This is a genomic window from Prevotella sp. 885 (assembly GCF_002265625.1).
In the GTDB taxonomy this organism is placed as follows: Bacteria; Bacteroidota; Bacteroidia; order Bacteroidales; family Bacteroidaceae; genus Prevotella.
In genome coordinates this window covers 31,676-56,141 of record NZ_NOVE01000003.1, presented here as the reverse complement: position 1 = coordinate 56,141, position 24,466 = coordinate 31,676, and the positions used below count along the sequence as shown (strand labels likewise).

The following is a 24,466-nucleotide window of genomic DNA, read 5'->3' as shown; positions in this document are numbered from 1 at the left end:
CGCACAAGAAAGAGACAAAACAACACAACAAAACAAAAGCAAAAAGGAGACAAAGCAATGACAAGCACGGACGCATGGCTCTTGATAGCCATCATTATCGTTTTAGCCCTCTACGCTGCATGGCTATGGGATGAAGCCAAGAACGCCATACCATACCCAGGAGACACAGAGAGTCAAAATAAGGGCGCACAAGCGCACGAAACCACCTCGGACAAGGAAACACCAAGCAGCGAAACAAAAACGCAGCAGGAGGCGAGAAAATGAGCAACAGAGAGCAAATAATCATCGGAATAGACCCCGACACAGACAGAAACGGCATCGCCCTCCTCGACATGAGCACCCACAAACTCCAAGTCCAGATGCTCACCTTTCCCCACCTCCTCGACTTCATCAAGGAGCGATACCACCAATTCGCAGAAATTGACAAATGGGATTTCAAGGTCATCATCGAGGCAGGATGGATGAACCACGGCAACTACCACATCAAGCGATGGCAGGGAAAGCAGGGCATCGCCAGCCTCGGAGTTGACCAAGGACGCAACGAGCAAGTGAGCCGAACCATCGGGCAGATGATGGAGCACTGGGGCATCCCCTACGAATTCAAGAGACCGCTGCCCAAGTGCTGGCACGGTGCAGACCGAAAGATTACCAAGGAGGAAATCGAGGAAATAACTTTACAAAAGCTGGGGAGGCTCAACCAAGAGGGGCGAGACGCAGCCCTGCTCGCCTGGGATTACGCAGGGCTACCGATGCGCATCACCAGCACCACCCTCCGAGGGAAGCCTTCAGCGAAAAAGCCCATCTTTGCACCGAAATAGGCACAAAAAGAGTTAATTTTTCACCAAAAGTGATTATATTACAATCAGAAAACGTATTTTTGCGGCATGAGAAAGAATACAAACAACACAGACAACGACAGCCTCCAGCAGAAGGAAGCGGAACAATTACAGGACTTCATAGGCGACATCGGGAACTTCGAGCTGCCCGACATCGACCTCAACTTAATGGAGTTCCTGCCTTCCGATGAGACGGAGGAAACGAGATACACCCTGCCGAAGGTCGTGCCGATGAAGGAAGACTTTGTCCTCTACGACAACGCACAGAAGATGGCGAGGGAGCTGCGCCTTGGCTTTGGGGAACGCTTCGACGCATTCGTCAGCGGCTCGTTCATCTTTGGAGACTTCATCGAAGCCTACCTAACGACACAGAACGCATGCGCCAAGAAGATGACCATCAGCACGCTCTCCATGAGCCAGAACAACGTGGACAGCCTCCACACGCTGATGGAGAAAGGGTACATCGAGGAACTGAACCTCATAATCTCGGTTTATTTTTGGGGCAACGAGAGGAGCAGCCTAATCCCCTACATTTACAAGCAGCTCGACATTGGCGACCGATTCCAGCTGGCGGTGGCAGGAGTCCACACCAAGACCGTACACTTCGAGACATTGGGGGGGCGCAAGATTATCATGCACGGAAGCGCAAACCTCCGCTCCAGCGGAAACATCGAGCAATTCACGATGGAGGAGAACCCAGAGCTCTACGAGTTCTACGATGAACACTTCAACCGAATCATCGACAAGTACGCCACCATAAGGAAGCCGATACGCAACAGCAAGGCGTGGGATTTGTTCACGAGAATGACATTCAACGATAAACATTAACTTCAAACATTAGGAGAACCAAGACATGAGCAGCGGTTCAGAATCACACAGGGGTGGAGGCAGCGTCCTCCACAGCAGCACCAAGGCATCGAAGCGAGCAAAGAGCGTCCTGCCTTTCTCACCAGGAACAGGTGGTGCAGCACCATTTTAACTACAATTTTCAAACAGCAGAGGCGAGCCTTTAACAGGGTTCGCCTTCACTGCTTAAAGCAAAGGACACAAGACAATGGACACAAACGACATTCAAAGAAGGGTGATGGACATGAGCCAGCTCCACACGAACACAGGGCAGGTGGAGGGATTGCCAAAGAACCCACGCTTCATACGAGACCCGAAATTCAAAAAGCTGGTCAAGAGCATCGAGGATGACCCAGAGATGCTGGAGCTTCGAGAGCTTATCGTTTACGACACCCAGGACGAAAGGGGCTTTGTCATCATCGGAGGAAACATGAGATACGAGGCTTTGCGCAAGTTGAAACACAAGACAGCCGTCTGCAAGATTCTCCCCCACGACTTCCCAATGGACAAAATGAGACGCATCGTGCTGAAGGATAACTCCAGCTTTGGAGAAACCAACTTCGATGACCTCATCAACGATTGGAAGCCAGAGGAGATAGACGCTGCCGCCATCGACATCCCCGACATTCCCGACCCAGAGGAAGAGGAAGAGGCGAAGGACGATGCCTACGACGTGGCAGGGAACACCCCGAAGAAGGCAACCAGCAAGACAGGCGACATCTACCGCCTCGGCAACCACCGCCTAATCTGCGGAGACAGCACCAAGGAAGAATACCTCGAAGCCTTGATGCAGGACGAACAGGCAGACCTCCTCGTCACAGACCCACCATACAACGTGGACTACCAAGCCAAGGGCAAGATGAAAATCGCCAACGACCACATGGCTGACGAGAACTTCGTGGCATTCCTCACCGACACCCTACAGAACGCAAGCAACAGCATGAAGCCAGGGGCAGCCTTCTATATTTGGCACGCAGACAGCCAGGGCTTCAACTTCCGAACAGCCGTGAAGAACATCGGATGGGAGACACGCCAATGCTTGATCTGGAACAAAAACAGCCTCGTCCTCGGTCGCCAGGACTACCAATGGAAGCACGAGCCGTGCCTTTATGGATGGAAGGAGGGAGCAGCCCACTACTTCACCAACAAGCGCAACCTCACCACGGTCATGGAGCAGAAGCTGGACATCGAGAGCATGAGCAAGGCAGAAATGAAAGACTTGCTGCAGCAGCTATTCGGAGGCGACACACCGACAACCGTCATAGACTGCGACAAGCCGAAGAAGAACCCAGACCACCCAACGATGAAGCCCGTCCCTCTCATCGGCAAGCTAATAAGCAACAGCAGCAGACGCAAGGACATCGTCCTCGACATTTTCGGAGGAAGCGGAACGACACTCATCGCAGCCGAACAGCTGGGCAGGTGCTGCCGAATGGTGGAGTTTGAGCCGATTTATGTCGATGTAATCATCAAGCGATGGGAGGAGTTGACAGGCATGAAGGCTGTCCGCATCGGGAACATCCACGACCCACAGCCAGAGCAGCCAGCCACGACCCAGCCGACCAAAACAAAAGCCAAGAAGGAGGGATAAGCCATGCCAAGAGGAAAAGAGACTATGACGGAAAGCCAGCTCGCCAACATCGAGAGCCACAAATGGCAGAAGGGGCAGAGCGGCAACCCAAGGGGAAAGAAGAAGGACAGGGTCAAGGCACTCTTGAAGCAGGTGCTCCCCAAGAGCAAGCTGAAGAAGAGCGAGGCACTGACCCTCGACGAGATAAACACCATCGAGAGAAGCATTCTCTCCCTCGAACTTGCCGACTTGCAGGTGCTGGCGAAGGCAGACGAGACACCAGCATACGCCAAGACGCTGGCGATGGCTGCAATCATCGACATGAAGAACGGCAAGACAACGACGATGGACAGGCTGATGGACAGGCAATACGGAAAGCCACAGCAGAAGGTGGACATCACAACCAACGGCAAGACGCTGGAGCAAGGCACGCCACTGACCAGGGAGGAGCAAATCGAGTATTTGAAGAAGCTGGAGGAGGAGTACTGACATGATGAACGACACCGAACTGCAAAAATTTTGGGTTTTGAGCAACCCCCTCAACTTCACAAGGTACTTCTTCAAGGAGAACGGAGGAAAGCGGTTCATTGTCGGACACCACCACAAGAAGGTCTGCGATGCCCTCGACAAGGTTTTGAGGGGAGAGTGCAACAAGCTAATCATCAACATCGCCCCACGATACGGAAAGACGGAGCTGGCGGTGAAGAACTTCATAGCGATGGGGCTGGCGATAAACCCAGCGTCCAGCTTCATACACCTGTCCTACTCCAGCGACCTGGCGGTGGACAACAGCATCGCCATCAAGGACATCGTCAACAGCGAGGCATACCAGCGGCTCTTCGACACGAGGGTCAAGTACGGAAGCGACACAAAGGCGCAATGGGACACGGAGCAAGGGGGAGGCGTTTATGCCACCTCTACACTCGGACAGATTACAGGTTTCGGAGCTGGAGAGGTGGACAGGGTGGATGAGCAGGGCAACCCACTGCCCTACCGATTCGCAGGAGCAATCATCATCGATGACCCGATAAAGCCAGAGGACGCATTGAGCGACGTGGTGCGTGAGCGAGTGAACCGACGATTCGAGACCACCATCCGAAACCGAGTCAACAGCCGAAACACGCCAATCATCATCATCATGCAGCGACTCCACGAGCACGACCTTTGCGGCTACCTGCAAGAGATTGAGCCTGACGATTGGACGGTGGTGAGCCTCCCATGCGTCACCACGGACGCAGAAGGACACAAGCAGCCACTATGGGAGTTCAAGCACACCCTCGCAGAGCTGGAGAAGATACGCCTCGCCAACTCCTTCGTTTACGAGACGCAATACATGCAGAACCCGACACCTATCGAGGGCTTGATGTATTCCCACTTCAAGACCTACGACACGATGCCGATAGAGGCGCACCTGCCAAGGCGCAAGTGCTACATCGACACAGCGGACACAGGAGCGGACTGGCTCTGCGCCATTTGCTACGAGGAATACGAATGCGGCTGCTTTGTCACCGACATTCTGTTCACCAACAAGAGCATGGAGTACACCGAACCAGCCACAGCCCGAATGCTGGTGCGAAACCAGACCCAGGAGGTCGTGGTGGAGAGCAACAACGGAGGGCGAGGATTCAGAAGGAACGTGGAGAAGCACGTCCGAACCCTTGGCGATTGGGAAATGGTTTTCATTGACCTCGCACAGACCGCCAACAAGCAGACCCGAATCTTCACCAACAGCTCCAAGGTGCAAAACATGATTTTCTACCCAGAGGGATGGGAAGACCGCTGGACACATTACGCCAACGCAATGAAGGCTTACAGAAAGGAAGGAGGCAACGAGCACGACGATGCGCCAGACTGCACCACAGGCGTGGTCGAGCGTTTCGGTCTTTTCGTTTCGAGCCAGGTGACCGATGAGGAAGAAGAAGCCATCGAGGATGAGATTTATTAACACCAACAAACATAAGGAGACAAGGCAATGCCACCAATCAACGAGATTATAGACAGAAAGAGAAAGCTCGCCTCACAGATTATCGACGAGCTGAAGCAGAAGAACATCGACGTCATCCCTTGGGCGAAGCTCCGCAAGGAGTACGAGCCGAAGGAACACCCAGTCTATACCGACCGCAACTACCGAGACAAGGTGCGCAGGGGCAAGACCGAGAAGATGACCCGAATCACCTACAGCATCCAGAAGCAAGCGGTGAAGCGAATGAAGGAGCTGATGTTCACCATTCCCGTCAGCCGAAAATACACAACCACGACAGAGCAGGAGAAGCAAGCAGCAGCCATCATGGAGGCAATCTTCAAGAAGAACCGAATCAACGCCCTTAACCTAAAGCGAGGACACAAGCTCTTTGCAAGCTGCGAGATGGTGACGATTTGGTTTGCACAGATGCAGGACACCACATACGCAGGGGTGCCAAGCAAGCTGAAACTCCGCTGCAGGGTCTTCTCGCCAATGGACGGAGACATCCTGTACCCACTTTTCGACGAATACGATGACTTGATAGCACTCAGCGTCCAATACACGAGACGCAAGGGAACGGATGAGCTAACTTATTTCGACACCTACACAGATGCCTACCATTACCGCTGGGTGCAGACGAACAACACTGGATGGGTGGAGGACATGCAGCCAGAGCCAATCAACATCGGCAAAATTGCAGGAATCTACATTCACCGAGACCTCCCGATTTGGGAAGACCAGAGCGACAACGGCTACGAGTTGGAGTGGTCGGCAAGCAGACAGGGCAACTACCTCCGCAAGAACAGCCGACCAACGTGGGTCATTTATTCCGACAGCCAACAGGTGACCGCACCGAAAAACAAGAAGCAAGAGCCAAGCGATGACAACGCAGGGCGCAACGTTCTCCGATACGGACAGAAGGACAAAGCGGAATACGCCACATGGAACCAAGCCACCGATGCCTTGAAGCTCCACACAGAGGAACTGAGACGAAACATCCACACAAGCCTCCAGCTCCCCGACATGAGCATGGAGCAGATGAAGGCGACACCGATGAGCGGTGAGGCACGAAAGATGCTCTTCATCGATTGCCAGATGAAAGTCACCGACGAAAGCGGTGATTGGCTGGAGTTCTTCGACAGGGAGGTCAACGTAATACGAGCATTCTGCAAGCAGATGTTCCCAAGCCTCGCTGGAGCATTCGAGACCTTGACCGTAGAGAACAAAATAACGCCTTTCCAAATCAACGACCGCAGCCAGCAAATCAAGGACATGAGCGAAGGAACAGGTGGAAAGCAGATTGTCTCACGAAGGACAGCCATCCGAGAGCTGAACCTTGTGCCAGAGGAAGAGCTGGATGAGGAAGAGAAGAGAATCGAGGAAGAGGAAGCATCCACAGCCGATGCCTTCCAAAACGAGCCAACATTTTAATTAACGGAGAGAAGAAATGCCTAAGAAGTTCACCATTGCAACATACGACAAGAAGCACAAGGAGAACCTCGCCAAGAGAGCCAAGAAGGTGCAGCAGCTCTACGATGCAGCCGTCAAGCGCATCGCACAAGCAGCCGCACCCTCGCTCTTTGATGCCGACAACCAAGAAAAGGAGTTCCACTTTGAGGATTTTCCTGCCTTGAAGAAGGAGATGGAGGAACTGATGCAAGACCTTGGAGCGAGCCTTCAGACGAACATCGAGGATGGAGACCAGGAAAGCTGGACGCTCTCCAACACCAAGAACGACGCAATGGTGGACTCCATCATCGGTACGAAGCAGCTCCCAGCGAAGACCGTCAAGGCATGGAAGCACCCACACCTCGAAGCCTTGGGCGCATTCATCAGCCGCAAGGAGGAAGGGATGAACCTCAGCAAAAGGGTTTGGAACCTCACCCAGCAGTTCAAGAATGAGATGGAGCTGGCTCTTGAACTTGGAATGGGTGAAGGGAAGAGCGCAGCCGAACTTAGCAGGGACATCCGCAAATACCTCCAATACCCAGATAAATTATTCAGAAGGGTGCGAGACAAGAGCGGTGCGCTCCGACTTTCCAAGGCAGCGGCAGCGTTCCACCCAGGGCGTGGAGTTTATCGCTCCAGCTACAAGAATGCCCTCCGAATGACAGCGACCGAGAACAACATCGCATACAGGACAGCCGACCACAACCGATGGCAAGCCCTCCCCTTTGTCCTCGGCATTGAGATTCACATCAGCAACAACCACCCGACCGATGACATCTGCGACATTTTCGACGGAAAACGATTTCCCAAGGACTTCAAGTTCACAGGCTGGCACCCTTGGTGCAGGTGTTATGCCGTTTCCGTCCTCGCCAGTCAGGAGGAGATGGACGCATACACCACGGCACTCATGAACGGAGAGGACGTGAGCCATTGGAAGTTCAGCGGACAGGTGGAGAAGATGCCTAAGGAGTTCACCAAGTGGATGAAGGACAACCAGCAGCGCATCGCCAACGCAACCTCCATGCCTTACTTCATCAAGGACAACTACAAGGACGGAGACCCGACGAAGGGGCTGCGATGGGAAGGCAAGAAACCTGATCAAGCGAAGAAACCAGCCAAGCCAACCAAGAGCAAGCACGAAATCATCATGGAGAATGCTGCCAAGAGACACGCTGCAAGAACCAGCGAACAGATAGATGACATCAAGGACGCATGGAGAGACAGAAGGCTCGATGCTTACGATGACCGCTGCGACCAATTGATGAAGACCCTCACCTACAGCCAAGGACAGACACTCCCTGCTTTAGCCAAGAGACAAATTGCACTGCGCAATGCCATCGGGAAGAACGCATCCGTGAAAGAGGTCGAGGCTTTGTTTGCAAAATTCGAGAAAGGCGTGAAGGCACAGAACGAATGGGATACCCAGGTATGGGGCAGCTTCACCAAGGAGCAAATCGCCAACATGAGAGACATAGAAAAGAGCCTCGGAATAAAGAAGGGAAGACCGATGACCTACGAGGAAGCAGACAGACAGAGCGCAAACCCTCTCCACGTCAACGAATACATTGTCGATAAAAAATCGCGATTTGTCCTGCGAGGAACGAATATCCACGTCAGCAAGAACCCTCTATACGACAAAGCAAAACATAAGCCATATGGCATAAACTGCCAGACTTGCGCACCAGCATACGCATTGAGAGAATGGGGCTTCAACGTTTACGCAAAAGGAAATACAGAGAAATGGGGAGACTTATCTTATTATCTCAGCAAGGGCGATAATTGGTTGGAGACATGGACGAATAAAGATGGCTCGCCTGTAAGCATAACCAGCTTTAAGGATTACCTAAAGGCGCACCCAAGCTGGAAGCACATGACGCAACAAAGATACCTCCAATATTTCGATGAGGTTTGCAAGGAAGAAGGCACATACGAAATAGGACTTGCATGGGAATCGGGAGGTGGACATTGCACCATTGTGAAACGATTCAGCGACGGAAGCATTAAATACATCGAGCCACAAACAGACAACTCGAACGGTAGCGGATTCGAGGAAAAGGACATTAAATACCTTTGCGAGATGATGAAAAAAGACCCTATTTTGAAAGATGGTGCAATAAAGGTCAGCGATAAATTGCTGAACATAAAATACGTTTCAATTTTTCTTAAATGACGCAATTACATCAAGGGCAAGAAAACCTTCAAAATCGGTTATTTTTCCATTTGAATCAAGAACGAGAGCGACAGGGAAACCTGTCTTCTCGTTTTTTATGTAGGCAGAGAAACAAGAATCTCCGTCCATTTCCCCAATAGGCGAAACGGAATAAGCAGAACCAAGGTTCTCGCTAACGAAATTCAATATTTTTTTTGAAACCTGCATAAGTCTAATTTTTGCGGCAAACTTACGAAAAAAGAGCGAGACCACCAAGGGAAAATCCCTATGATTGCCAAATTTTATGTTAATTCACGTTAATCAATGATTGCATTATAATCACTTTTAACAAAAAAGCCGTATTTTTGCGGCATTACAAATTTGTATAACTAAACGTAAATTTTATGTTTGAAAAGATTTTAGCTGGACTCAAAACCAAGTTTCCTGGGGTTGATTCCAAGATTTTAGAGCGGATAGCCAAGAAAAAGGCTGAGACGACGACCACGGAGGAAGAAGTGAAAACCGTCGTAGATGGGGTGACCTTCCAATCCATCATAGAGAGCGAGGGCGACCGAAGAGCCAACGAAGCCCAGACCACCGCCATCACCAACTATGAGAAGAAGTACAAGCTGAAGGATGGCAAGAGCATCCAGCAGCCAGAGCCACCGAAGCCCGAACCACCGACAGGAGGGGCGAGCGACGAGGTGAAGCAAATGTTCGCAAAGATGGAGCAAGAAAACAAGGCGATGCGTGAGCAGCTCGACGGCATCCTACAGGAGAGGGAGGGCAACCAGCGCAAGGCGAAGTTCGAGGCTTTGTTCGAGGGAGCATCAGACAAACTCAAGGAACGCTACCTGCGCAATTACGACCGCCTCTCGTTCAAGGACGATGACGATTTCAACGGCTGGCTCGACACACAGAAGCCATTCATCGAGAGCGACATCAAGGAGGAGAAGGCATCGGGAGCGGCAGCTACCCCACCATTGGGAGGCAACCGACGCAAGCCAGGAGAAGCAGTTGACCCAGCCGTGACCGCCTACCTCAACAGCGAGGCGAAACGAGAGAGCCAGACAGCATCACCAGCCATCATCGGACTGAGCCAAGGCGCACCGACACCACCGCCAGCGCAGTAGCACAAGTTTAACCATTTAAAGGGAAAAGCCATGAACCGAATGTTCAAGCACAAGGACGCAGCACCGACCGACCCTATCATCTTCGAAACCATCCTCTCGGAGAAGCCAGGTGGCGGTCTCGTCAAGAACCCAGAGTTCGACTTGAAGCCAGGCATCGCAATGAGCCAGGACACCGACGGACTCTTCATCCCAATCAAGGGATATCGCCTCGTAACAGAGTGCAAGAAAGCTGACACCACTATCAAGATATCCAAGGGTAGCGGTATCAAGAAGGGAGACGTAATCGCCCACGGCAAGAAGGGTGTCGCCTGCACAGCGGTCGACACCACAACGAGCGACGATTACGATGTAGTAACCGTGACGATGGGTGTGGATATCGCCCAGGACACCGTCCTCTACCAAGCAGCCAGCGCAGCGGACGGAAGCACAGCAACGGCTGCACCAATTCACGAGCCAGAATACATCCTCGGCAATTTCATGGGCAACCTTGGAAAGGCAGGAGAGGGAGACTTCGAGGCTCGATTGATTAGAGCTGCAAGCCTTCGCAAGGAGACCGCACCTGTAGCAAAGGAGGTCGTGGACTTGATGAAGGGCATCACGCTCGATTAATTTTTAACTTAACAAAGGAGACAAGCAACAATGGATGCACCATTATTCGACATTGACATCCCTGGAATGCAAGCGACCGTCAACAAGTTCCAGCCAGGAACAGGTCTCGCATGGGCTACCCTCTTCCCTTTGAAGTACACCCGAAAGTTCGACATCAAGGGCTTGGAGGGTGACGAGGGAATCCCAGTGGCGGCAGACCGAGTCGCATTCAACACCAAGGCTCCAAAGAAGACACGCCAGAAGGTCGGCACTTGGAGCGGCAAGCTGAGCAAGTACGCAGTGAGCCGAGACAAGGACGAGGTAGAGATTAACGAATACCTCGACGCACAGACCCTCGCCAACTCAGCGACCGAGAACCAGCAAGAGAAGCAGGAACTCGTAAATTTGGTTTACGATGACGTGAACTTTGTCCGCAAGGCGATGGACTACAAGGTGGAGCTGGACTGCATGCGCATCGCATCGAGCGGTGTACAGACCTTCCCTGCAAAGATTGAGGGCGACATGGCATCGCAGGACATCATCAACTTCAACGTGCCAGAGGCGAACTTCATCGGAGTTTCAATCTCCGAGAAGAAGAAGGGTGCCGTCACCACACAGAAGGCATACGAGTGGAGCGACGAAGAGAACGCAGACGGACTCAAAGACCTCGCCAACGCACAGGACATGATAGCGAAGCAAGGACTGACAAAGCCACGCTTTGCGTTCATGGAAAAGGCGAAGTTCCAGGAGCTGGTGGCACAGAAGAAGACCGCCAAGCGACTCTACCCACAGGTCAACGACCTCTCGATGATTACAGCCGACATGATAACGCTGGAGAGAATCAACGCATACAACGCGAGCCCGACACGAGGCTACCCACAGATTATCATCCTCGACACCTACGTGAGCATCGAGCACAAGGACGGCAGCAAGGAGACCATCAAGCCGTGGAACGTGAACGTGGTCACCCTCTCGCCAACCGTGCAACTCGGCTGGACTTATTACAAGAACGTGCCTATGGTTCAGAACACCGCAGCCCTCCAGGTTTATGGCGGTTTCTTCAAGGTCACCCGATACAGCGAGGTCAACCCACAGAGCGAGACAACCCTTGCAGAGGCATACGTTCAGCCAGCCCTCATCAACCGCAAGTCGCTCGTTTTCCTCAACACCGCCAACCAGACCTGGGCAGACGGAGAGGCGAGCAACTCATAACAACGTTTAACAAGCCAGCAGCATGAAGACAAGCAACGCAATAAAAGCAATGAGCAGCTACCCGATACCAGCCGCAACGATTGAGAACATCATCGAGGAGGCTGGGCTGGACGCAGAGGCAGACATCACCAAGGAGATGCGTGCAAGCGACCAATTCAAGAAGGCGAAGGCACTCACCTACGCCTTTCTTTCAGAGGCACCGAACATCACCCAAGGGGGAATCAGCTACACGTTCAGCGAGGACGAACGCTCACGCTTCCAAAAGAAATCAAGCAACCTGCTCGCAGAGTTGGGAGAGGACGAAGGGAGCGACATCCCATGCGGCTACATCGGGGAGGATTTCTGATGATTATTCAAAACGGCTTTCTTTTCACAATCGATACCACTGGAGGGGGAATGCTTCACGGCATCCCCCAAAAGGTGGAACCGAAGCAGAGCGACCCAATCCCCTGCAACATAGTGAAAAACAAGAGCGACCATCAAGGCACGTACCAGGACGGCAAGTTCAAGCAATTTGCAGCCAAGGTATTAATCGAACCGCAGGACTTCACCGCCAAGAGAGTGAAGCTAACCGACAACCGAGGCACAGACCTCGGAGAGTTTGAAGTGCAGGACATCACCTACCTCGAAGCGGTGGACGCATTGCAGATAACCGTCTAAAAGGAGACAGACACCATGCCAATAAAACCCAACTTCACGGCAGCAGACATCCGAGCAAGGATGAGCCAAATGCTGGAGCTACGCAAGAAATCCCTCATCGGGCAACTTTTCTACATTGGGGAGGAATGTCTGACACAAGCGAGAAGCGGACACAAGTATTTGAACCAAACAGGAAACCTTTGCAGCTCCATCGGTTACTGCATCCTCGACGATGGCAAGATAATCAGCGAGGGAGAATGGAAAGCCGTGGCTGGAGGCAAGGGCGACGGAGAAGAGGGAAAGAAGCAAGGCGTGGCTTTTCTTCATGATCTGGCAGCGAAGCAGACAACCAAGGGCATCGTTTTCTTGATGGTGGCAGGAATGCCATACGCCCAATACGTCGAAGCGATGAGCCTCGACGTTCTCGACACCAGCGAGCAGATGGCACAGAGGAAAATCAAGGACATGCTCAACCGATTATTCAAGACGAAGAACGCTTAACTATGGCAAGAAAAGGACTTACACAAATCGAATTGGAGATGTACGCAGCACTTGAGGAGCTGATGGGGAACACGATAAAGGGAACGTTCTACCCCAGCGAGGTGCGCCCACTCGAAGCAACGACCGAGGACGCAGTTCTCACAGTCTCCAACGCAACGGCAGACCAAATCCAGGAAGGCAGGGCACGGCTCAACATTTACGTGCCAGACATCAACAACGGAGGCGAGAGCCTCGTACCCGACAAAGGGCGATTGGCTGAGCTGGAGGCGATAACCGACACGGTGGTCGAGAAACTTAATGAAGCCGACACCGCCTACACCTTCGATTTGTTCCAAGCGACGGCAACCATTGCCGTGCCAGGGAAGAGCGAGCACTTCGTGAACATCGGGATTCATTTTAAATTAGCAACATTTTCAAATTAAGGAGACACCAACATGGCAGATTCAAAGAAAATCATCATGGCATGGGGAAAGTGCAAGTTTGAGATAGGCGACACAGGAGAGAACGACGCATTTGCAACTACCCTCTTCAGCGTCGGTGTAATCAAGGACAAGAGCACTACCCTCACCAGCAACGATGGCGACGCACTCACCATGAAGGCAACAGGAGGCGAGACCGTGGCACAGGAAGACCTCGAAGGAACACTCGAGGTGGAGACCACCGTCATCGAGCCTACCCCAGAGCTTTATGAGAAACTCGGCATCGCAGACAAGGATGCCGATGGCGAGCAGAAGGTGAAGACCCACATCGTGCCAGGCGACAAGTCCGTGAAGATTACCCCACACAACAAGGGTGCGAGAGGCATCAAGGCACCTCTCTGCCGAATCAAGGTAGCCCCAGCATTGGATGAGGAGAACGGTAACGCCATCAAGATTACCGCCTCCATCTTCAAGACAACAGGCGTACCAGAGACACCAGCCGTCATGGATCCTAGCGGAACCAGCGTGAAAACACCAGCCATCGACAACAACTACTGGTATTCACGTTTCACAACAAAAGAGGCTTTGAAATAATCCCATATTCCAAACACCGAGAGCAGGAGGAAGCCACAAAGCCACCCTCCTGCTCTTTCACTTTAGAGCAAAAACATGGAACAAAAGACATTGGAACAGCAGGTCTGCGACACCATCCTCCAGCACAAGACCACATCGCTGGAGATTGAGGGCAGGACATACGAGATACCAGCACCGACACCAGCGACCATCATGATGGTGAGCGCAGAGGTTCACAAGATGCCAAGGATTAAGCAGAACCCGAAGAGCATCCTCAACGAGGCACTGCGCACAGCCAAGGACTGCGAGGCATTGGGCAGGATTGCCGCCATCTTGGTACTTGGGGCGAAGCGCATCAACGAGAACCACAAGGTGGTGAGGAGCGAGAGGCGCAAGTGGAGCTGGCACAAGTTCAGATTCACCACGGAGCAAGAGACCGAGAGCGAGCTGGACTTTGTGGCACGGCACATCATGGAGGAGCTGAAACCCTCCACGCTGAACGAGACCATCACCCAGCGGCTCATGGAGATGCAGGTGGGCGATTTTTTCGGTCTTACCACTTCCCTGTCCGCAATAAACACCCTCGAAGCAACCAAGGAAGTGGAACAGACAGCCCCTGGGCAATCATCATAGGATGGGCGAAGAACCTCGGAGTAACGACCGACCAAGTTCTATACGATTACAGCTACGCAAACCTTACCCTCTATTCAGCAGCCACGCCACAATTTGACGATGAGCAGCCAGAGGAATGGGATGCAAGCAAGGATGCAAACAACCCCGACAATTTCAACGACGAAGACGATACCGAGGAAGAGGAGGTCTTCGTAAAGGAGTATTAAAATGGCAGATTTCGACAACGGAAGAGAAGGATTCTCGATAGGCATAGACGATTCTCAGCTCCAATCGGACGCAGAGAAGGTGGTGCAGCAATTCCAAACCATCGGCAGGATAGCCACCGAGATAGGACAAAAGATAGACTCTGCATTCGGCAGCGTCACCACGGAACACCTACAGCAAGAGACAGAGGATGCAGAAGACAAAATCCACGACCTCGGCAACGCCACCAAGAGCGAGGCTGAAAAGATGGACGCAAGCCTCAGAAAGATTGCTGCAGGAATCGGTGCGTACTTTTCCTTGCAGAAATTAACCGAGTTCGAGAGCAAGGTCATCAGCATAAGGAGCGAGATGGAGAGCCTACAGGTTTCATTCAAGACCCTCGCTGGCGAACAGATGGGAGGCGAACTCTTCGAGCAGATAAAGGAATACGAGCTGCGCACCCCAATGATTATGCAAGACCTCGCATCGGGAGCGCAGACCATGCTCGCCTTCAACATACCAGTGCAGGAGGTCATGGGGAACTTGAAAGCCATCGGTGACATTTCGATGGGCGACAGCGAGAAGTTCAAGAGCCTCACCCTCGCCTTCTCCCAGATGAGCGCAACAGGCAAGCTGATGGGACAGGACTTGCTCCAGATGATTAACGCTGGCTTCAACCCATTGCAGGTTATCAGCGAGAAGACAGGCAAGAGCATCGGACAGCTTAAGGAGGAGATGGAGAAGGGAGCAATCTCCACCAAGATGGTGCAGGAGGCATTCCACGCAGCAGCATCCGAGGGAGGTCAGTTCAACGGAATGCTGGAAGCACAGAGCAAGACCTTGAAAGGAGCAATCTCCAAACTCGAAGGCGCATGGCAATACATGCTGAACGACATAGGCGAGGCACAGGAAGGACTGATTGTCGGCAGCATCGACATGGCGCAGAGCATCATCGCCAACTACAAGCAGGTCGGGCAGATTATTATGGGATTGATTACCACATACGGAATTTACAAGGCAGCGGTGGTGACAGCCATTGCAGCCGAAAAGCTCCACATTGAGACCCTCACCATCGCCAAGGTGAGAATTGCCGTGGTCGAGAAAGTGCAAGCCGCACTCAACGCAACCATGCTCGCCAACCCATACGTGGCAGCAGCCACAGCCCTCGGTGTTTTGATTGGAGTCTTGGTGGCATGCCACGACAGCACCACAGCAGAGGAAAAGGCGCAAGCAGCCCTCAACGACACGCTGGAGGAGGCAAGACAGAAACAGCAGGACTACAACGACGAGACCGAAAGGGCAATAAGCAGGGCGCAACAGGATGAGGACGCAACCCACGGACGCAAGAAAGCGATGGACTTGCTCATCCAGCGATACCCAGCCATCATAAAAAAATACATTGACGAAGAAGGACACCTCCGCAACATCTTGAAGCTAAAACAAGAGATTGCAGCGCAAGACGGAGTGAACAGAGTCAAGAGTCTACAGACCGACAAGAACGATGCGGACAGAGCGACACGAGCATTCAAGGCGAAGCAGAAGGCACGCAACGATGCCATCAACGCTGGCTCATCCGCAAATTCGTGGAGGGATTACCTGCCAGCCAACATGAGGTCAGAGGTTGATTGGGCAGACAAATGGTACAAAGACAAGACAAAACAACCTTGGTACAGGGGAGCAAGCATCGAGGAACAAATCAAGTTCTCGAAAGAATACTCCGTCGGTGCCAACAAGAACGTGGCAAAGGAAATAACCAGCCAAAACGCAACACGATATAGCGAGACCTTCAAGGACATGAGCAAGAAGCAGCTCGACCAGGTCATAAAGACCTTGACGAACGGAAAGAAGACAGGCAAGAACGTAAGGTTCAACTTGCAAGGGCTCGGCAATTACGCATACAGCCAAAGCGACATCCAAAGCATGCTGACGATTGCCCAAGGAATCGCATCGGCAAGGCAAAAGAGCAAAAGCGATTACATTAAAACCGATTGGGAGCAGCAAGCCAAGGACGCACAAGCCAAGCTCGACCAAATGAGCGACAAGCAGAAAGGCAGCAAGGAATGGAAGAAACAAGAAAAGCTGCTCATAGAGGCACAAGACCACCTCGCTGCAAGAACCGTCTCCACCCATTCACAAAGGGAGAGCGCAGCTAAAAAACAACAGAAACAGCAGGAGACCGAAGCTGAGAAGAAAGCCAAGGAGCAAGCCAAGGCAGACGAAAAGAAGGCAGAGGAAACCTACAAGTACGACAAGCAGACCCAGCAGCAGAAGAGCGACAACGAGCTGCTGCAAGCGCAAGCCATCGTGGATGCGATGAAGGAAGGCGAGGCGAAGAAGGAAGGCGAGGCGAAGAAGCTCGCCCAGCTCGACGTTAACTACAAGAAGGAGAAGGAAGCCATCGACAAGGAAGAGCAAGCCCTTCTCCAAGCCAAGATAGACCACGCCAAGACCTTGTGGGATGCAGACCCGAAGCACGAGAAGCAGGGCTTCTACGCAACAGGGCAGCAGAAGGGCATCAAGCTCACCGATGAGGAAAAGGCAGGAATCACAGCCAAGAGACAATCGCTCGATGCCAACAACACGCAGCAGAGAGCCGACATCATCAAGGCATTGCTGGAGAAATACGACGATGAGAACGAGAAGGCAGAGAAGACACGCCAGGCAATCACCGACGACATCAACCAGCTAACCAAGTTAAGAGACGAAGCAGCCATCCTCGGCAACGAGGATCTGGCGAAGAAATACGAGGGCAAGCGACGGCAAGCCGTCCAAGCCTTCGAGGAGAACGTGCAAAGCGTTTACCTTGAGGAACTGAAAAAATCCATTGATTGGGATGCTGTCTTCAACAACCTCGACAAGCAGACCGTGAGCGAGCTGAAGAGCACGAGAGACAAGCTGACACAATACAAGAACAGCAAGGAATACCAGCAAGCGACCCCCGAAAACAAGAAGGTGGTCTCCAATGCGATAAACCAGCTGAACGATGCCATCATCAAGGGAAGCGGCATCTTTGGCAACCTCGCAGAGAACTGCAAGGCTTACGAAGAAGCCAGCGAGCGATACACCACCGCCCTGCAGGAATTGAACACCGCCCTCTCACAGCTTGATGACATAGAGGACAGCGACGCACCAGAGGAAGCCAAGGAGAAGGCAAGGAAGAGAGTGGAGGCAGCGCAGAAGAAGGCTGACGAGGCGAAGAAGGACAAGGACACCACCAAGGTGAACAGAGACAAGTCCATCGACACCACCACCAACAACATCATCCAGCTAACCAACGCCATCACCCAACTGGGCAGCACCAGCGAGATGAGCCTGTCGGAACTTGGCAACACCGCCAACAGCGTGGCTTCACTCTTTGGAGAGGCAGGCTCGAAGATTGGAGGCATCATCGGTGCCATCCTCTCATTGCTCGACCAAATCCAAAAGCAGGGATTGTGGAAGTTCGTCAGCAACGTTTTCTCCTCAGTCTTTGGAGCGGTCGGTGGAATTTTCCGCAGTTTGACAGGAAGCAAGCTATTCGGTACGGACACCAGCGTCGAGGACACCATCAACGACCTGACCCAATCCAACAAAGACCTTGAATCAGCCGTGGACAGGCTGACGGAGATAATGAAGGACAAGGCAGGACAGGAAGCGACCGACACCTACCAGCGAGCCAAGAAGAACCTCGAAGAATCGGTAGCCAACAAGCAAAAAATCATGCAAGCCACAGGAGGCTCATACAGCAACGGATTCATCGGAATAGGAGGCAAGCACTCATCCGACAAGAAGATAAACGACGCAATGAGCAAATCCGATTGGCAGCGCATCAGCGACATCACAGGGGTGAGCGTCCAATCCGCTGGCGACTTTTGGAACTTGACAAGCGAGCAGATGGCGAAGGTGGCAGACGAAGCCACCGACCTCTACACCAAGATTAAGAACGCCAGCAACGACGGATACAAGAGCAACGCCAGCAACATGGATGAATACATCGAGTACTACAAGAAGCTCATCGACTTGCAGAACGACTACAACGAGGCTATAACAAACTTATCCTTCGACAGCGCAAAGGACGGATTGAAGGAATTACTGAAGGACACCGACAAGGGGGTGAAGGACGCAACACAGAAGGTCAAGGAATACATGGAGGATGCCATCCTCAACTACATCACCAAGACCACCCTCGCCCAGGACTTGCAGGATTGGTACTCACAATTTGCGGACGCAATGGCAGACGGCAAGCTCGACGCAAGCGAGAAGGCAGACCTTCAGAAGAAATACGAGGAAGCCTACCGCAAGGGAGAGCAAGCACGAGACAACGCATACGCAGCCGCAGGGATTGACCCGAAGGACAACTACAGCCAGAGCAGCACCAGCGCAAGCCTCAGTGGAATGACGCAAGACCAGGGGCAGGAGATGAACGGAAGGCTCTCCAGCGTCCAGAACAGCCTCGCCATCGTTTCGGAAGCCGTCCAGCAGCAAGCGCAGAACAACGCAGCCATCGCCAACAGCGCAGCCATCATCCGAAACAACCTCGATGACATGATGGAGGTTCAAGTGCAAGCGGTCGCCCACCTGGAGAAGATAGAGCGATACACCAGCGAGCTGCCTACGATGAACCAAAAGCTGGAGAAAATCCGCAAGAACACAGAGAAGCTATAGGAGAACAGCAACATGAACAGAACAGGAGAATTATTCATCAACGACATGGACGCATTCAAGGCATGGGGCGTTTGCCTTAGCGACTCATCCCTTTGCAACCTCGTGGAGCCAGAGCCACTGAAGGATGCGGTCAGCAACAAATCAACGACCGAGAACGGTAAGCAGGTGCGAAGGGAACTACAGCCAAAGGTGGACGAAAGAGACATTACCCTCTTCGTCCAGCTTTACGCAACGAGCAGGGACGAGATGTTCAGCAAGCTCATCGCCTTCAAGAAGGAGTTGAAGAAGAGGCGCATCAACATACGCACCAAGTTCGAGGAAGGCGTGGTGTACCGATGCGACTACAAGAGCTGCAAGCAATTCAAGTCATACTTCAAGGGATTCGCCACATTCAGCCTCACGCTGAACGAACCGAACCCAGCGAACAGAGGAACAGAGGACACGGACAATTATGAAGATTCAGATTTATAACAGGGCGCAAGCCAAGGCATACACCATCCCCGTGGGCAGCGGAAGCACCTACGCATGGAAGAAGCAGGAGGAAGAATACATCACCGTCATTTTCTCCAGCGATACCGTCCTGTCCTTGAAAAAAGGCTTTTACACCAACATCGAGGGGCTCGGACGCTTCGAGGTGGTGGACTTGCCGACACCAACCGCAGCAAGCAAGAACGCTGGCTACGATTACGAACTGCGCCTCGACCGCCCATGGTACAAATTCAAGAACCGCATCATCTTCTTCAGAAGAGGGAGCGTGAACGGAATGGAAGCCAAGTGGAGCTTGACCGACACCCTGCAAGCCCACGCAGGAATCCTCACGGACAACCTCTCGGAGATTGGCTACACCTACGGAGGCAAGGATTACATGGTTTATATCCACGATGACGTGGAGAAGAGGAACGAGGCGAAGCTGATAGCATACGACAGCACCACCCTCCTCTCCTCGCTCGACCAGATGGCGGAGACCTTCGACACCGAATGGTGGATAGAGGATAACATCATCCACTTTGGCAGATGCGAGCAGGGCGACAAGACCATCACGCTGGAGCAGCATAAGGAGCTGAACGGACTGAGCAGGAGCGAGGACAGCGAGGAACACGGAACACGCCTCTATGCATTTGGTTCCAGCCGCAACCTCAACCAGAACTACAGGCGCAAACTGAAGAACCCATTCACGATAGACGGCATCCACGACCTCTACAGCACCAAGGTACGCTTCACCACCAACAAGCCGAAGACGTTCTACAGCGAGAACATGCGCATCAAGATAACCAGCTACAGCAAGTACGCTGGGCAGACATTCACCTTCAAGGTAGCCAGCGGCTCATACACCAACCCAGCGGCAGGACAAACCGCATCATGGAATAACCCAGTCTTCGAGATTGAGGTAAACAGCATGACGGATGCCATCGGCTTTCAAAACGGCACAGGGGTGCAGTTCATCATCGGAGACGAGACAGGTGGACAAACCGACGATAGCAAGACAACGATGGTGAAAGTGGAGCGAGACAGCTACCAGATTTTCAGCTTCAAGGACTTGCAGCTACAGAAGAAAGCCATCACGAGGAACAGCACCATCACGCTGGCAGACAAGACAGAGACAGGCATCGAATTTGTCGGCATTGCCAGCGATGGCGAAAAGAACGTGAACGACGGCAGGGACTGCTACGCATTGACCGACAAGACGAAGAAGCTGGCAGGAAGCCAGCAGGTCACCCTCGCCCACCTTGCGATGGCTTACATCAACAAGCTCTACACAGAGCCGATAGACGGACAGAGCGAAGTCGCGATACAAGGAGTGAGCGACACCATCCTCCAGCTACCGATAGGCACGCCATACATTGACAGCGACCCGAACCTCGACCCCGATGACATCACGGACATCGTGAAGACTTACGAGGACATCTATCCAAGGGCATTGCTCACCATCACGGAGGTCACGGAGATACCAGCCAAGACAACCGACACGGACACAGGCAACGTGACCTATTGGACGGCATACCGATTCAAGGCAAAGCTCCAGGACGGCTCGCCTTTCGTTTTCGACAGCATCTACGAGACGCAGGAAGAGAACAAACCGCTGAGCATCCACTTCGAGAGCGGACAACTGAACGGAATGGACTTCGAGGTTCACTTCAACCCAGACGCTGACACCGACGATAGGCAGCTCTTCGAGATTACGAGGAACGACACCTACACCCTCGAACTTCCAAACGAGACGATGAAGCCAGCGGTCGGAGACACGCTCTTCATGTACAACATGGACATTACCTTCATTGATGACGAATTGGTAGAGGCAGCGGAAATGGAGCTGAAGGCAGAAGCCGAGAAGGACATGAAGAAGATGAAGGTGGACAACGGAACCTACACAGGCACGAAGAACCCCCTCGAATTCGGCAAGAGGAAAATAGAGCTGACATACGGAAGCAAGGTTAAGCTCATCGCACCCGAATACTTCGACACGGAAGACCACGCAAGGGAGAGCCGCATCATCGGATGGGAGCTGAACCTGGAGGACACCACCCAGGGAGAGCTGACAATCGGTGAGAGCAAGGCATACAGCAACAGCGAGAGCCTCGCCAGCACGGTGGACGAAATCGTTTATTACAACAACCAGATACAGAACACCACCGCCCAGGGCAACATACCTGCATACGACAAGCTCATCACAGAGCTTCAAAATAAAATGACCTTCCTCGAAAAGAGGATGGACACCAAGCTGAGCAAGGTCTTCGAGGACAGCGCAAGGCAGCTCATCAACCTCTACAAGGGAATGACCGTCGGTGAGTTTGTCAGCGGACAATTCGGCAAGGGAGGCTACATAGACCAAATGGGAAGAGCGGAACTCCACAGCCTCACGCTCCGAGATTTCCTCGAGACACCCGAATACAGATGCAACCGAGTTTCAATCCAGATAGGCAACCGATGGAGGGCAGCAGGAGGAGGCATCATCGAGCAGGTCATCCCCGACACCGACAGCGAGGGAAACAAGCTGAACACAGGAACAATCGTCCTCCACCTCCAAGACGGAGAAATCGGCAAGATTGCCGTCGATGACATCTGCCAAGGCATCTGGCACGAGGGAATGAGCATCGAGGACAACGAGAGCGGTGACTTCGACGATGGAATCGGAAACTTCAAGTTCGCAGGATTCTATACGGCTTACTTCCGAATCACGGAAATCATCGACACCACCCACAACAGCATGGTGCGCTACGCATTGCGACCGACAAGCAACACATGGAGCAACCAGCACCACCCACACGACATGATGCACTTTGTCGCCTACGGAAACTTCAGCGACCCGACCCGACAGAAGAGCCGATACAGCACGCTGACATACGAGCGATACCTGACCGACGTGAACAATTGGGAATTCAGCAAGGACATGATAGCCGCCCAATTCGGAGACTTGACGAACCTCAACATCTTCGGATTCAACATGAAGGGGTACTCCGCCTACCTCAACAACATATACATGACAGGAACGATAGAGCAGTTCGAGAACATGGGAAGGAAGATGCTCATCGACCAAAGCCTGGATGGATACATGGCGGTGGATGAGATAGAGACCGTAACCATCCAGATCGTGGACGGATACCTGCAAGACCACACGGAGGAATACACCTTCAAGGTGGAGCGAGACACGGGAGACAGCGCATCGGATGCGGTATGGAACGCCAAGCCAGAGCACCTAAACTGCGGCTCGCAGTTCAACATCAGCTACGAAGACCTGCACATCAACCCGAACCACAGCGGAATCAGCACCCTGTTCTATGTTACGGCAGACGATGGAAAAGAAGCCCCACTGACGGAGCCAATCGAATATTAATTAAAAAAGAGGAGAAAAAGAATGGCAAACAAAAAAAGGACATTCCAATCGGAGCGCAAGCACACGAGGCTCGACTTCTCGCCTTTGGTGATAACTTGCGAGCTGGTCTGCACCACGGCAGACTCACCGACGGCACAGACAGCCAACACTGCGCTGGGGCAATACGAGCCAGACCGCAGCGTTACTCCGACAATCATCAGACCGCAGACAACGGTCAACGACCCCGACGGCATCTACACATCGGGAATCAACAACCACAACCTCGCCAGCGACCAGCACGCATGGTTTGTGAACGGAACACCGATAGCCAAGGTTTGGAAGGAGGGAACGGACTACACCATCATCAAGGACAGCAGCGATGACAACGGCAGCTTGAAAATCATGCGCAACATCGTGCCAGGCGAAGTGGCTACGCTTGCATACCAGGGCATGTTCAACGATTTCAGAACAGGCACGAACTACGTGGTGAACGGCAGCGGAATGGCACTCACAACCACCGACAAGGGAGGAAACAAAATGGCGTGCTCGGTGGATTGCGAACAGCTCGCATACGACCCTTTGAAGGATGAGCTCGCCCTTTATGAATATTTGGTGGCTGAGGGAATCGAGAAGGCAGGACAGCGAGACAAGTTCGTCAACGGCAAGAGCTACGAGCGCACCGTAACAATTACCCTCACCCAAGGAACGAGCACCATCACGGAACTGCCGAAGGGAATGACAATGCGCCTTGTCGAGAGGGGAAAGAACACGGCACTTGCAGCAGGAACGCTCGAACACCCCGAAATCAAGTCGGTGGCATTTCCGAAAATTGGATTTGACATGAGATTCACATGGCAGCAAGAATTCGAGGTGCAGTTTGTAAACGCAAGCGGCAAGGTCGAGACGAGCGCAGGAATCAGCCTCATACGAGACATGAGCTACCTCACCCAGCATGACGTGGCAAGAGGGAACGACATCGTGCCAGGGCAGCAGAGATACTACAACTACGGCATTTTTGCGGCAGGAGACCAGCCAATCCAATACCCCGAGCTTTACTACGACATACAGTGGTGGACACAGGCAAGGGTTTATGACCCAAGCACCAAGGCATACAAATATGCAGAGCGCATCGAAAGACAGGCTGGAGCGAGCATGGAATGCAGCGTGGAATCCTTGGGCATCGGCTTCGAAAAGAACCTTTGCTGGTTCGATGTTTCGATGGATATAGAGGAGAGGGAGCCAGCAGCCGTGCTGACGGCAGCAGACGCAGGAACCGTCCTCACAGACGACAAAGGCAACGTTTTAATTTTTTAGCTT

Annotated in this window: 23 protein-coding genes; 22 read left to right on the top strand and 1 reads right to left on the bottom strand. The window is 52.7% G+C overall.

Annotation, left to right across the window (positions count from 1 at the left end; translation table 11 throughout):
* The first annotated feature begins 57 nt into the window (after positions 1-57).
* The 9 genes from CHL74_RS01975 to CHL74_RS01940 all read left to right on the top strand — a co-directional run bounded on the left by CHL74_RS01975 (position 58) and on the right by CHL74_RS01940 (position 8,834).
* Positions 58-264, top strand: a complete 207-nt coding sequence (locus tag CHL74_RS01975; RefSeq protein WP_141241203.1) for a hypothetical protein — start codon at positions 58-60, stop codon at positions 262-264.
* On the top strand, positions 261-818 hold the full coding sequence (locus CHL74_RS01970) for a hypothetical protein (RefSeq protein ID WP_094879452.1): 558 nt from the start codon (positions 261-263) through the stop codon (positions 816-818). Before CHL74_RS01975 ends, CHL74_RS01970 begins: the two co-directional genes overlap by 4 nt.
* Before the next feature lie 66 nt (positions 819-884).
* Complete coding sequence (locus CHL74_RS01965) at positions 885-1,664, top strand: hypothetical protein (RefSeq protein WP_094879451.1); 780 nt, start codon at positions 885-887, stop codon at positions 1,662-1,664.
* Positions 1,665-1,689: 25 nt separating this feature from the next.
* Positions 1,690-1,815 carry a hypothetical protein gene (locus CHL74_RS16080; protein ID WP_254923192.1) on the top strand — a complete coding sequence of 42 codons (126 nt, stop codon included), beginning with the start codon at positions 1,690-1,692 and terminating at the stop codon, positions 1,813-1,815.
* A 75-nt stretch (positions 1,816-1,890) separates the two neighbouring features.
* A complete protein-coding gene (locus tag CHL74_RS01960) occupies positions 1,891-3,273 on the top strand; it encodes a DNA modification methylase (protein WP_094879450.1) in 1,383 nt (460 codons plus the stop codon).
* Between the two features lie 3 nt (positions 3,274-3,276).
* Positions 3,277-3,741: a DUF5681 domain-containing protein gene (locus tag CHL74_RS01955; RefSeq protein ID WP_141241202.1), complete on the top strand. Its 465-nt coding sequence runs from the start codon at positions 3,277-3,279 to the stop codon at positions 3,739-3,741.
* Positions 3,742-3,778: 37 nt separating this feature from the next.
* A complete protein-coding gene (terL, locus tag CHL74_RS01950; RefSeq protein ID WP_254923191.1) occupies positions 3,779-5,197 on the top strand; it encodes a phage terminase large subunit in 1,419 nt (472 codons plus the stop codon).
* Positions 5,198-5,224: 27 nt separating this feature from the next.
* Positions 5,225-6,646, top strand: coding sequence for a phage portal protein (locus CHL74_RS01945; RefSeq protein ID WP_094879447.1), 1,422 nt, complete (start codon positions 5,225-5,227; stop codon positions 6,644-6,646).
* A 16-nt stretch (positions 6,647-6,662) separates the two neighbouring features.
* Positions 6,663-8,834, top strand: coding sequence for a toxin glutamine deamidase domain-containing protein (locus tag CHL74_RS01940; protein WP_094879446.1), 2,172 nt, complete (start codon positions 6,663-6,665; stop codon positions 8,832-8,834).
* On the opposite strand, the gene CHL74_RS01935 is transcribed toward CHL74_RS01940, so the two are convergent.
* Positions 8,817-9,041, bottom strand: a complete 225-nt coding sequence (locus CHL74_RS01935; protein WP_141241201.1) for a hypothetical protein — start codon at positions 9,039-9,041, stop codon at positions 8,817-8,819. The genes CHL74_RS01940 and CHL74_RS01935 overlap by 18 nt on opposite strands.
* A gap of 176 nt (positions 9,042-9,217) precedes the next feature.
* On the opposite strand from CHL74_RS01935, the gene CHL74_RS01930 reads away from it, so the two are divergent.
* From CHL74_RS01930 to CHL74_RS01870, 13 genes are all read left to right on the top strand, one after another.
* A complete protein-coding gene (locus tag CHL74_RS01930; RefSeq protein ID WP_094879444.1) occupies positions 9,218-9,946 on the top strand; it encodes a hypothetical protein in 729 nt (242 codons plus the stop codon).
* A 30-nt stretch (positions 9,947-9,976) separates the two neighbouring features.
* A complete protein-coding gene (locus tag CHL74_RS01925; protein ID WP_141241200.1) occupies positions 9,977-10,555 on the top strand; it encodes a hypothetical protein in 579 nt (192 codons plus the stop codon).
* Positions 10,556-10,585: 30 nt separating this feature from the next.
* Entirely contained in the window at positions 10,586-11,746 is a 1,161-nt protein-coding gene (locus tag CHL74_RS01920) for a major capsid protein (protein WP_094879442.1), read from the top strand.
* A 22-nt stretch (positions 11,747-11,768) separates the two neighbouring features.
* Positions 11,769-12,092 (top strand): hypothetical protein, encoded by a 324-nt coding sequence (locus tag CHL74_RS01915; RefSeq protein ID WP_094879441.1) that lies wholly within the window; start codon positions 11,769-11,771, stop codon positions 12,090-12,092.
* A 50-nt stretch (positions 12,093-12,142) separates the two neighbouring features.
* Complete coding sequence (locus tag CHL74_RS01910) at positions 12,143-12,406, top strand: hypothetical protein (RefSeq protein WP_094879440.1); 264 nt, start codon at positions 12,143-12,145, stop codon at positions 12,404-12,406.
* A 15-nt stretch (positions 12,407-12,421) separates the two neighbouring features.
* Positions 12,422-12,886, top strand: coding sequence for a hypothetical protein (locus tag CHL74_RS01905; protein ID WP_094879439.1), 465 nt, complete (start codon positions 12,422-12,424; stop codon positions 12,884-12,886).
* Between the two features lie 2 nt (positions 12,887-12,888).
* Positions 12,889-13,308, top strand: a complete 420-nt coding sequence (locus tag CHL74_RS01900; RefSeq protein WP_094879438.1) for a hypothetical protein — start codon at positions 12,889-12,891, stop codon at positions 13,306-13,308.
* A 12-nt stretch (positions 13,309-13,320) separates the two neighbouring features.
* Positions 13,321-13,899, top strand: a complete 579-nt coding sequence (locus CHL74_RS01895; protein ID WP_094879437.1) for a hypothetical protein — start codon at positions 13,321-13,323, stop codon at positions 13,897-13,899.
* A 75-nt stretch (positions 13,900-13,974) separates the two neighbouring features.
* On the top strand, positions 13,975-14,511 hold the full coding sequence (locus CHL74_RS01890) for a hypothetical protein (RefSeq protein WP_094879436.1): 537 nt from the start codon (positions 13,975-13,977) through the stop codon (positions 14,509-14,511).
* A 207-nt stretch (positions 14,512-14,718) separates the two neighbouring features.
* Positions 14,719-19,338, top strand: a complete 4,620-nt coding sequence (locus CHL74_RS01885; RefSeq protein ID WP_094879435.1) for a tape measure protein — start codon at positions 14,719-14,721, stop codon at positions 19,336-19,338.
* Positions 19,339-19,350: 12 nt separating this feature from the next.
* Positions 19,351-19,809 carry a hypothetical protein gene (locus CHL74_RS01880; RefSeq protein WP_094879434.1) on the top strand — a complete coding sequence of 153 codons (459 nt, stop codon included), beginning with the start codon at positions 19,351-19,353 and terminating at the stop codon, positions 19,807-19,809.
* The gene (locus CHL74_RS01875; RefSeq protein ID WP_141241198.1) at positions 19,790-23,170 is read left to right on the top strand and encodes a hypothetical protein; all 3,381 of its coding nucleotides are present in this window, start codon (positions 19,790-19,792) and stop codon (positions 23,168-23,170) included. Before CHL74_RS01880 ends, CHL74_RS01875 begins: the two co-directional genes overlap by 20 nt.
* A 21-nt stretch (positions 23,171-23,191) precedes the next feature.
* Positions 23,192-24,463, top strand: coding sequence for a hypothetical protein (locus CHL74_RS01870; RefSeq protein WP_094879432.1), 1,272 nt, complete (start codon positions 23,192-23,194; stop codon positions 24,461-24,463).
* Positions 24,464-24,466: the final 3 nt, after the last annotated feature.

Excerpts from the sequence above, each read along its gene's own strand:
- CHL74_RS01975 (WP_141241203.1), top strand. The coding sequence starts at position 58 with ATGACAAGCACGGACGCATGGCTCTTGATAGCCATCATTATCGTTTTA.
- CHL74_RS01970 (WP_094879452.1), top strand. The coding sequence starts at position 261 with ATGAGCAACAGAGAGCAAATAATCATCGGAATAGACCCCGACACAGAC.
- CHL74_RS01965 (WP_094879451.1), top strand. The coding sequence starts at position 885 with ATGAGAAAGAATACAAACAACACAGACAACGACAGCCTCCAGCAGAAG.
- CHL74_RS16080 (WP_254923192.1), top strand. The coding sequence starts at position 1,690 with ATGAGCAGCGGTTCAGAATCACACAGGGGTGGAGGCAGCGTCCTCCAC.
- CHL74_RS01960 (WP_094879450.1), top strand. The coding sequence starts at position 1,891 with ATGGACACAAACGACATTCAAAGAAGGGTGATGGACATGAGCCAGCTC.
- CHL74_RS01955 (WP_141241202.1), top strand. The coding sequence starts at position 3,277 with ATGCCAAGAGGAAAAGAGACTATGACGGAAAGCCAGCTCGCCAACATC.
- CHL74_RS01945 (WP_094879447.1), top strand. The coding sequence starts at position 5,225 with ATGCCACCAATCAACGAGATTATAGACAGAAAGAGAAAGCTCGCCTCA.
- CHL74_RS01940 (WP_094879446.1), top strand. The coding sequence starts at position 6,663 with ATGCCTAAGAAGTTCACCATTGCAACATACGACAAGAAGCACAAGGAG.
- CHL74_RS01935 (WP_141241201.1), bottom strand. The coding sequence starts at position 9,041 with ATGCAGGTTTCAAAAAAAATATTGAATTTCGTTAGCGAGAACCTTGGT.
- CHL74_RS01930 (WP_094879444.1), top strand. The coding sequence starts at position 9,218 with ATGTTTGAAAAGATTTTAGCTGGACTCAAAACCAAGTTTCCTGGGGTT.
- CHL74_RS01925 (WP_141241200.1), top strand. The coding sequence starts at position 9,977 with ATGAACCGAATGTTCAAGCACAAGGACGCAGCACCGACCGACCCTATC.
- CHL74_RS01920 (WP_094879442.1), top strand. The coding sequence starts at position 10,586 with ATGGATGCACCATTATTCGACATTGACATCCCTGGAATGCAAGCGACC.
- CHL74_RS01915 (WP_094879441.1), top strand. The coding sequence starts at position 11,769 with ATGAAGACAAGCAACGCAATAAAAGCAATGAGCAGCTACCCGATACCA.
- CHL74_RS01910 (WP_094879440.1), top strand. The coding sequence starts at position 12,143 with ATGCTTCACGGCATCCCCCAAAAGGTGGAACCGAAGCAGAGCGACCCA.
- CHL74_RS01905 (WP_094879439.1), top strand. The coding sequence starts at position 12,422 with ATGCCAATAAAACCCAACTTCACGGCAGCAGACATCCGAGCAAGGATG.
- CHL74_RS01900 (WP_094879438.1), top strand. The coding sequence starts at position 12,889 with ATGGCAAGAAAAGGACTTACACAAATCGAATTGGAGATGTACGCAGCA.
- CHL74_RS01895 (WP_094879437.1), top strand. The coding sequence starts at position 13,321 with ATGGCAGATTCAAAGAAAATCATCATGGCATGGGGAAAGTGCAAGTTT.
- CHL74_RS01890 (WP_094879436.1), top strand. The coding sequence starts at position 13,975 with ATGGAACAAAAGACATTGGAACAGCAGGTCTGCGACACCATCCTCCAG.
- CHL74_RS01885 (WP_094879435.1), top strand. The coding sequence starts at position 14,719 with ATGGCAGATTTCGACAACGGAAGAGAAGGATTCTCGATAGGCATAGAC.
- CHL74_RS01880 (WP_094879434.1), top strand. The coding sequence starts at position 19,351 with ATGAACAGAACAGGAGAATTATTCATCAACGACATGGACGCATTCAAG.
- CHL74_RS01875 (WP_141241198.1), top strand. The coding sequence starts at position 19,790 with ATGAAGATTCAGATTTATAACAGGGCGCAAGCCAAGGCATACACCATC.
- CHL74_RS01870 (WP_094879432.1), top strand. The coding sequence starts at position 23,192 with ATGGCAAACAAAAAAAGGACATTCCAATCGGAGCGCAAGCACACGAGG.